The following is an 8,635-nucleotide window of genomic DNA, read 5'->3' as shown; positions in this document are numbered from 1 at the left end:
GCGAAATTGCGCACGTTGGTTGCGTGGGGCACCCCGAAGCTGATTGTGCTGACGGTCTGAGGGTGGTTGTCAAGGCTGGAAAGATGCCTTGACAACCACCCTCAGACCGCAGAGAAGGCTTCGTATCGGGGTGCGGGGGTGGTGTGGGTGCACTGGTGGGTTGAGTGCATCGGCTGCGGTTGGGTGCGGGTGGCGGGTGGTCCGTGAAGGGCTCCTTGAGGGAATCTGGGTCCGTGAAGGGGTCCCTCACGGATCGTTGCTGGTCGTGAGGGGAACCCTGAGGGACTCAGAGTCCGTGAGGGTTCCCCTCACGGACGGGGCTGGCGGCATCACTGTCCACAGGGGACGTTCAGCCATTCGGCTTTGGGGATTCCCTTGCGGGTGTCTTCCAGGTGTTCCAGCAGGGGTTCCAGTTGTGTCGGGTCTGCTGTGTATTCGAGGATCGCTCGGTAGAACGCGCCGGTCATGGTCTTCGGCATCAGGTCCGATGCGTCGAAGCAGACTGGTTTTCCTGCGGTGAGGGTGTCCGCCACTTTGCGTCTTACCGGGTCGCGGTAGATGTTCTTCGTTACTGCGGTTCCGGCGGAGAAGGCCGTCGCGTTCGGGTTGCCTGCCCAGATTTGCTGGGCTTCCGGCGAGACCAGGAAGTCCAGGAACTGGCGGGCTTGCGGGGTGTCGTTGAACATCGCGGCCAGGTCTGCCGAAACCTCCGACGCGCCGGAGCCGGGGAACGGGAAGAAGTCGTAGTCGGTTCCTGGCTGTGGGCGGGGACCGGTTTCGTTGTGCAGGTGCATGGATTGGTAGCTGCCCATCGCGAACGAGCCCTGGTGTTCCATTCGGCAGCCGGGCGGGTCGGCGAAGAGGGGGCGGGCTGCGTCGCGGAAGTCGGTGAGCAGGGCTGTTGGTGCACCGCCTTGGATGCCACCTGGGTGGACGACCAGCGTGCCCCAGTCCTGGAAGGCTTGGCGTACTGGGTTCGACGTCCACGGCAGGGTGCCTGCAGCCCATTGGCGGTAGGTCTCCGGGTTCGCGGAGTGCAGGAGGATGTCTTCGATCCAGTCGGTGCCTGGCCAGCCTGACGTGGGAGGGGCCGCCAAGCCTAGGCACCAGGGGGTGTTTTGGCTGGCGGCGAGGGTGACAAGTTGTTGCCAGGTGGTCGGTTTCGGGCCGGGGAGGGTGGCTGGACGGTACCAGATCGCGCTTTTCAGGTCGGCTTTTACTGCGACTGAGTAGAGTTTGCCGGTGCCGAGGCGTTGCAGGTTGACCCATTGTCTGCCGTAGAACGATTCCGCCTTCGCTTCCAGGAAGTCCAGGGGTTTGATTTCTTGGCGGCGGGCGTAGTCGGCTAGCAGGCCTGGGCTGGAGAGGACTGCGATGTCTGGGGCAGCGCCTTGTTGGACGTCTGCGGCTAGGACTTGCTCTACTGCGCGCGTGCCTTGGTATCGGACTTCGATGCCGGTTTTTTCCTCGAAACGTTGCTTCACCTGGTTGAAGGCTGCTTCCTCGCCTTCGGTCCATACTCCGATGACCTGGAGGGTGTTGCTGCCTGCGGCTACCCCGCACGCCGACGAAGCCGCCACTAACACTGCTGCGGCTAGCAGGAGCAGCTTCTTCCACAGTGGACGGTTCATGGGCGGTACCGGTATTCGTCGATTCGCCGGTACAGTCCGGCGACTACTAGACCGCCGACGAGGATCAGGGCGGCGGGGACCAGTACCGGCAGGCCGCCGGATTCGGTGGCTGCGGCTCCGGCGGAGGTCACGGCTCGGGCGGCTGAGGTGATCGCGTTCTGGGCCGGGGCGGCAGTCGAGGTGGTTTGGGTTTGGCGGCGGAAGTCGTCCACAGTGGACCCACAGCCGGGTGGGCCGCAGCGTTGTTGCAGGAGAGTGGCCAGACGGGCGTGGCCGCCTGCGTCGGCGGACTCGATGCTTTTTTCTCGGACGGCGACCGCTTGGTCCACATTGGTGCGCACCGTGTCGAGGCGTCCGGCCAGGGCGAAAGCGATCAGCAAGCCGGCGACGGCGCCTAGTCCGAGCACGGTCGCGCCTAGCAGGGGCAGGTTCAAGCGGCGGCGGAAACGCTGGCGCAGGAACACTTGTGTCGCGACCAGGAGGGTGAGCAGCACGATCGGCGGCAGCAGCCAGAGGATGAGCAGGCCGGCGCTCATTCTGGTGCCGGAGATCTGGCCGTCCAGCGCGGCGCGTTCTTCTTTTTGCAGTTTGCCCAGCAGTTCCAGGACATTGTCCGGGGCGTGCAGCAGGCGTGAGGCGTACCAGAGGTCGGCCAGTCCGACCAGTTCCGTGCCCGGTTGCCGGAAGTGCGCGTCGGCCTGGCCCATTGCGCCCGAATACGACGCGACCAGGCCTTCGACGGTTTGCAGGGTTCCGGCGCCGGGGTCGCCTGCCTGGTTGAACTCCGCGACTCGCGCGAGGCTTTGGCTCGCCGACGCCATCCGGTTTTCGTACTCCTGTCCTGGCCCGGCCAGTTTTGCCTCGCCCGAAGCGAAACTGGCGATGGCTGCGGCGTCGGCGGACACGAGGGCGTCCCGCGCCGCGGCGACCTCCAGGATCGCCCGGCTGGTCGCGGACGAGATCTGGTCGGCGGTCCGGACGACGCCGCTCACCGCGAGGTACGACGTGACCAGCGCGAGCACGGTCCCGGCCAGCAGCACCGCCCGGATCCGCACTAGTGCTTGCCGCGTCCGGAGCGTCACGCGGCACCTCCGGACACCGGCTCCCCGCATTCCTCGCAGAATCGCGCGCCGGACGGGTTGGGGTTCTGGCAGTGGGGGCAGATCGCTGGTTTGGCGTCCGGAGCGGGCGCGGGGCGGGCGTCGCGAGGCTCGTCGCCGACGTTCGAGACGGTGGAGACCAGCAGGTTGAGCAGTTCGCTGCGGGTGACTTCGGGGCGAAGCTGCACCGCCTCGCCGTCCGTGTCGACTACTCGGGCGAGTCGGCGCAGGACTTCCTTGTTGCTGGTCCGCTTGGCGATTTCGACAGCCTGGCCCCATTCGCGCGCGGCCCGCGCGTGGTCGCCTGCGGCGTAGGCTTCGTCGGCGTTCACCAAGGCCTCGCTCAGTTCGGCGTGCATGGTGTAGCGCCGCACTTTCGGGTCGACCAGCGTCGGGGCAACCGGGTCGTGGGTCCAGTGGGCCAGCAGCGGGGCCGTCGAATCCGGCGCACCGTCGACCTCGACCCACGCGAGCATCCGGTCCGAGCCGTACTCCGGCTGAGCGTCCGCCGAGACTTCCACCGCGAGCTGGAATTCCCGGGTCTCGCCGGCGCTCCACGAACCGAGCGAGAGGACCGCGTTTCCGTCGCCGTCGGGGACGCAGCGCGAGGTCAGGTCGTATTCGCTCGGCCAGACCTGCTTCACGAACCGCAGCGTGGTCTGCTCGGTGACGCCGATCCGCAGCCGCGCCGACGGGATCACCTTGGCGAGCGCGGCGGCCATCAGCCCGCGGAAGTCCTCGACCAGGTCCTCGTCGCGCACCACCGAATCGACGGAGCCGCGCAGCACCCGGCCGATCTCGACCAGTTCCGCCCGTTGCCAGCCGTCGCCGATTCCCCTTGCGTCGCAAACGAAATGGCCTTCGCAAGCGTCGAGTTCACGGCGCAGCGACTCGGCGGACTGCGACTGATTGTTCCCGTCGGTCAGCAGGATCGCGTGCCGCACTGCATCCGGCACTGAAGCGAACAGCTTCCGCGCGCACTCCAGCCACGTGCCCATCGCCGTGCCGCCGACCGCGACGAACCGCTCCACCGCGGCGACCGCTGCGGCTCGGGTTTCGTCCGACGCGACCGCGAGACCCGGTTCGGCTGGATACACCAGGTCGGCGCGTTCGGTGCCGCGGACCACGGCGAAGCCGACGCCGTTTGGCAGGGCCCAGATCGCGGCGGCTGCTGCCCGGCGCGCGGCGGCGATCTTCGTCGGTGGGTAGCGCATAGACGTCGAGCAGTCGACCAGGAGCACTTCCGCGCCGGGCGGCCGGGACGCGACAGCGCCATTATCGCGCGCCGAAACGGTGACCACAGCTTGCATCCCGGTATCGCCTTCGCCGAGGTAGCGGTTCTGATGGACCTCGACGTCCCAACCCCTGCTCATCCCTCGCCCCTTCGCCGGTTACACCCAGGTCGTCGGCCTCGTCTCGTTCGCCCGGTCGACCAACGCGTCGTGGTACTCCGCCGAACCGGCCCGGCGCGCGATCCGCCGGTACGACTGCTCGACCAGCAGCCGAAGCCCGTGCTCGTCGAGCCGTTCGCCGAGGACCGGGCCGGGCGGCATGCCGCGCATCCCGGCCACGAAACAGCGCAGCGCGCTCTCGCGGACCTCGGCGGTGAGCCGGTCCGCGGTGTCGCGGTCCAGTTCCAGCGCGGACAGCCGCTCGATCGCCTCGGTCAGGTCCTCGATGCCGGGCAGCGCGTCCCCCACCGGCAGAATTCCCGCCCGCACCCGGATCCCGGCGATCCGCGCCGCCTCGTCGTGCCGCGAGTACTCCGGGACCTGGTCGAGCAATTCCACCGCCGCCGTGCGCTGGTCCAGCTGCAGATGGCCGCGAGCCAGCCCGAAAACGGCGTTGACCTGGAGGTGGTCCCGTACCCACAGCGCGTCGTAGTAGCGCGCCGCCTTCTTCGGGCCGCCACAGTGCTCCGCGCACAGGCCGAGCGCGAGCTTCGGCGTCTCCTCGCCCGGGATGTCGCGGTGCACGCGCTCGAACCAGGTCTGGGCGGTCTCCACGGCACCTGCGGCTAGCGCGACCAGGCCGCGGTGCCAGGCGACCCGCCAGTCGTGCTTGGCGCGGGCACCGAGCAGTTTCTCGGCGGCGTCTACTCGTTGCGCTGCCTGATCCGCACCGCTTGAGTCCATTTCGGACAGTTCGAGCCAGGCCCGGCAGCGGCGCAGCTCCACCTCGACGGTCGAGTCGGCGCGTTCGAGTTTCTTCAGCAGCCGCGCGGGATCCGGCGCGCGGACGGTGCGCAGAAAGGTGACTGCCGGGTCGTGCGGATCCTCGTGCGGCACCGGCAATCCGAGCGCGATGTCGAGCGGTGCGGGCAGCGCGCCGAGCGGGCCCGCGGTGCGTCGGGCGCGGCGCACCCACTCCCCGACCGGCCGCGGCTGGCCGAGCCCGGCGTCCAGCAGAACAGCCGCTTCGGTGAAGAGCGTGGAGATCGACGGCCGCGATTGGCGGTCGCGCAGCGAAAGGATCTCGTGCAGTACGCCGTCGAGTTGCACGAGCATTTCACCGGCGGTGGCGAACCGGTGCTCGTACGGTCCGGTCGCGCGGTCGAGCACCTGCGTGAAGGATTCGACGCCGAGCGCGATCCGTTTGTCGGCCGGATGCGGCCAGCCGTCGCTGCAGCGGAACAGGTCGCGCAGCGTCGCGCCGACGGTGTGGATGTCCGAGCGCACGGTCAGCCCGTGCTCGTCCAGTTCGGTCGCGCCGATCTGGAAGCGCGGGTTGCCGACGATCGGGCTGGTCTGGTCGCCGATCTTGCGGATCGCGCCGAAATCGATCAGCTTGACCCGTTTCTCGCCGTGGATCACGTTCTGCGGGCTCAGATCGCAGTACAGCAGGCCCTGCTCGTGCAGGTAGCCGAGCGCGGTGAGGATCTCCCGGCCGTAGGCGACGACGTGCTCGACGAGCAGCCTGCCCTCGGGCCCGTCGAGCATCGCGCGGCCGCGCCGCATCACCTCGGCGAGCGGGAGGCCGTCGACGAACTCCATGACGATGTAGCGCGCGTCAGGCCCGCCGTGCGGATCCGGATGCGTGGCGACGTCGTGGATCCGCACGATGTTCGGGTGGTCGAGCGAGGTCAGCACCTGGCTCTCGGTCTCGGCGATCCGCACCGCGGCCTCGTCGCCGGTGTTGAGCAGGCCCTTCAGCGCGACGTATTGTTTCAGCCGCAGATCGGTGCCGAGGTAGACGTACCCGAGGCCGCCGCGCGCGATGCAGCCGTGCACCTGGTAGCGGCCGTCGACCACGTCTTCCGGAAACAGCTTGGGAGAGAAGGAGAACGGCGTGCCGCACTGCGGACAGAAGCCCTCGGTGCGCGCGGGACGGCCGCCGGTCGAGCGGCCGACCGGCGCGCCGCAGCCGCGTTTGCCGCAGTACCGCTCGCCCTCGGCGACGTGCGGATCGGCGAGGACTCGCCCGGCGATGTCCGGCAGGACGACCACGGGGAGCGGGATGTAGTCGTCGCCAGTGCCGTGACCGGCGGTCTGCTGCTCCCGCGTGACGACGGTGTCGGCGATCCGGCTCGCGCCCGGAGCGGGGATGACGAGTGTCGCGTCGGCTTTCGGCGTGGGTTTCTTCGGCTCGGATCCCGGTGCCCAGCCGCACTTCGCGCAGAACCCGGCACGGTTGATCGTGCCGGAGCAGTTCGGGCGAGCGCAGGAGGTCATCGATTCCCCTTGCGCACCGCGGCAGCGAACTCCTCGACCGCCGCAGCGGCCGCCACCGGATCGCACGCGCCCTCGTACAGCAACTGCCAGGCGTTGGCATACAACGAATCCAGCAGCGGATCCTCGACCCGGCCAGCGGCGCGAGCACGTTCTCCGTACCCGTCGAGGCGAAACCGCAACTCGGTACGGCGATCGTGCGCGGCATCGAGCCGGTCTCGGGCGGTTTTCGCCGCGGCCAGATCGGCGGCCACCACAGTGGCGACTTCCTCGACGTGTCGCTCCGCCCACGCGACATCGCCGAGATCAGCGGCTTCCTGCAACCGGCTCACCGCACCACGACGGCGGCGCACCCGCGGCGGCGGAACGTCGGTCACCGCGAACCGCGGGGCCAGCTCGGCGATGTGTTCCTCCAGAGCGGCGAGTTCGTCGATCTGCTTGTCCAGTGCGGAAAGCCGGCGGGCCAGCCCGTCCGGCCGCGCTCCGTTCCGGCGCGAACGCAACTCCGTGAGCCCCGGCGAAGACTCCCGGCGAAACCCGAGCGCGAGCCGGATCCCCAGCCGCGCGGCGCGGTCCGCGAGCGGCGCGATCACCTCGCCGATCAGCTGTTCCGGCTCGGCCGCGTCGTCGATCGCGTTCACCACCACCGTCCGGCCGATGCCCGAATGAGTCTCGCCGTTGTCCAACGTGAGGTCGAGCCGCTCCGCGAGCCGTTGCCGCACCTGAGCCGAGGTTTTGCCCGCCGCGTCCACCGCGAGATCGACACTTCCCGCTGGCGGCAAGGTTTCCTTGGCCAGAGTGTCGCGCAGTGCGTTCGCCGCGGCCGAACGCTCTCGGTCGGCGAGCACCACCGCGAGATCGAGCGCGGCGGCTTTCGCGGACCCGACCTCGCCGGTCACGACGATCCACACGCCGTGCCCCTCGCCGAACCAGCCCACGACTTCGCGGGCGAACTGCGGATCGTAAGCGACCTGGTCGAGTTCTCGCCCGAAAGTCTGGTCGACAGCCGGACTCCCGTGGCCCCATCGATCCGCACCGAGATAGCCGAGAATCGTCTCGACCGGGATCATCCACGCGACCCGCTCGCCCTCGGCTTTGTACCGGGACACGACCATGCCGACCACGCGGCCGGTCTCCTCGTCGAGAACCGCGGTGCCGCTGAACCCGCCGGAGATCGGCTGGTCGTCGTTCTTCCGGGCCAGCTGCACCCATTCGCAGCCAGGTCCGCCTTCTCCGGCAAGCTCGCCGAACGTCCACAGCCCTTCGTCCGCGCCCGCCGGAAACCCGTACGCACGCACGGCTTGCCCGTCCGACAACGGCATCCGGTACAACGGCGCGCCCAACGCCCCCGGCACTCGCTTGACCAACCGCAGCACCGCGATGTCGCCGCGCTCGTCGCGTCCCGGCGGCACCCAAGCCCCCGGCAGAACGCGACCGACGCTGACTGGAGTACCGGGCAACCCGACGAAGTCGACCAGGACGTCCGCGTTCGGCCCGCCGGCCCGCTCGACGACGTGCGCGCAGGTGAGCACATGGTCCTCGTCGAGCATGGTGCCTGCCCCGCGGATCCCGCCGGTGCGGTCGCGCAGGCGAACCCGCCAGCGTCGACGCTCGGCCTGGTACCCCACGGGGGGACCCTACGCCGGGCCTGCGGCGACCCGGGCGGCGTTCGCGGAAAGTGGCCCACGCTGGAGCAGCAAGCTCACCCGTTCAGCGGCGTCTCGGCACTTCTCGTGGGTGACACCGGTTTCTTTGGGTCGCCCCGTGTTGGCGGCCGGACAGAGAAGAAGCCGCCGATGGTGGCGACATTGCCGAATCGGCTACCGAAAAGCCCGCCGGGTTCGGGTTTCCCGCGCTGACGCTAAGCGGATCAGGCGGACAACGAATCTGCGCGGGCCGCTGATTCCTGCTCGTCCGACCGGATTCGCCGCCGATTTCGTTGCCCGCGCCGTCGATCCGCGACTGCCCAACCGAATGCCGTCACGCGTTCCGCTGGACTCGCGCTCGCCCCGAACGGACGCGGCACCGATTCCGCCGCCCGCGCAGCCGACCCGCGACCACCCAACCGAATGCCGTCACCCGTACCGCCGGACCCGCCCTCGCCCGAACCGACGCGGCACCGATTCCGCCGCCCGCGCCGCCGACCCGCGACCACCCAACCGAATGCCGTCACCCGTACCGCCGGACCCGCCCTCGCCCGAACCGACGCGGCACCGATTCCGCCGCCCACGCCGCC

At 69.3% G+C, this 8,635-nt stretch carries 5 protein-coding genes; all 5 read right to left on the bottom strand.

From position 1 onward, the window contains the following. Positions 1 to 329: 329 nt before the first annotated feature. The 5 genes from D0D37_RS27500 to D0D37_RS27480 are packed head-to-tail and all read right to left on the bottom strand — an operon-like array spanning position 330 to position 8,027. Positions 330 to 1,631 (bottom strand): ABC transporter substrate-binding protein, encoded by a 1,302-nt coding sequence (locus tag D0D37_RS27500; RefSeq protein WP_116203496.1) that lies wholly within the window; start codon positions 1,629 to 1,631, stop codon positions 330 to 332. Continuing rightward, positions 1,628 to 2,713, bottom strand: coding sequence for a hypothetical protein (locus D0D37_RS27495; RefSeq protein ID WP_244223687.1), 1,086 nt, complete (start codon positions 2,711 to 2,713; stop codon positions 1,628 to 1,630). The genes D0D37_RS27500 and D0D37_RS27495 overlap by 4 nt, the downstream gene beginning before the upstream one ends. Further along, positions 2,710 to 4,104, bottom strand: coding sequence for a VWA domain-containing protein (locus tag D0D37_RS27490; RefSeq protein ID WP_116203494.1), 1,395 nt, complete (start codon positions 4,102 to 4,104; stop codon positions 2,710 to 2,712). The genes D0D37_RS27495 and D0D37_RS27490 overlap by 4 nt, the downstream gene beginning before the upstream one ends. An 18-nt stretch (positions 4,105 to 4,122) precedes the next feature. After that, positions 4,123 to 6,402: a serine/threonine-protein kinase gene (locus D0D37_RS27485; protein WP_116203493.1), complete on the bottom strand. Its 2,280-nt coding sequence runs from the start codon at positions 6,400 to 6,402 to the stop codon at positions 4,123 to 4,125. Next, entirely contained in the window at positions 6,399 to 8,027 is a 1,629-nt protein-coding gene (locus D0D37_RS27480; RefSeq protein ID WP_116203492.1) for a S1 family peptidase, read from the bottom strand. The genes D0D37_RS27485 and D0D37_RS27480 overlap by 4 nt, the downstream gene beginning before the upstream one ends. Positions 8,028 to 8,635: the final 608 nt, after the last annotated feature.

This window comes from Amycolatopsis circi (assembly GCF_003385235.1).
GTDB lineage: Bacteria > Actinomycetota > Actinomycetes > Mycobacteriales > Pseudonocardiaceae > Amycolatopsis > Amycolatopsis circi.
Note: the sequence above shows the minus strand (reverse complement) of the source record. Positions and strands in the feature narration are given on the sequence as shown.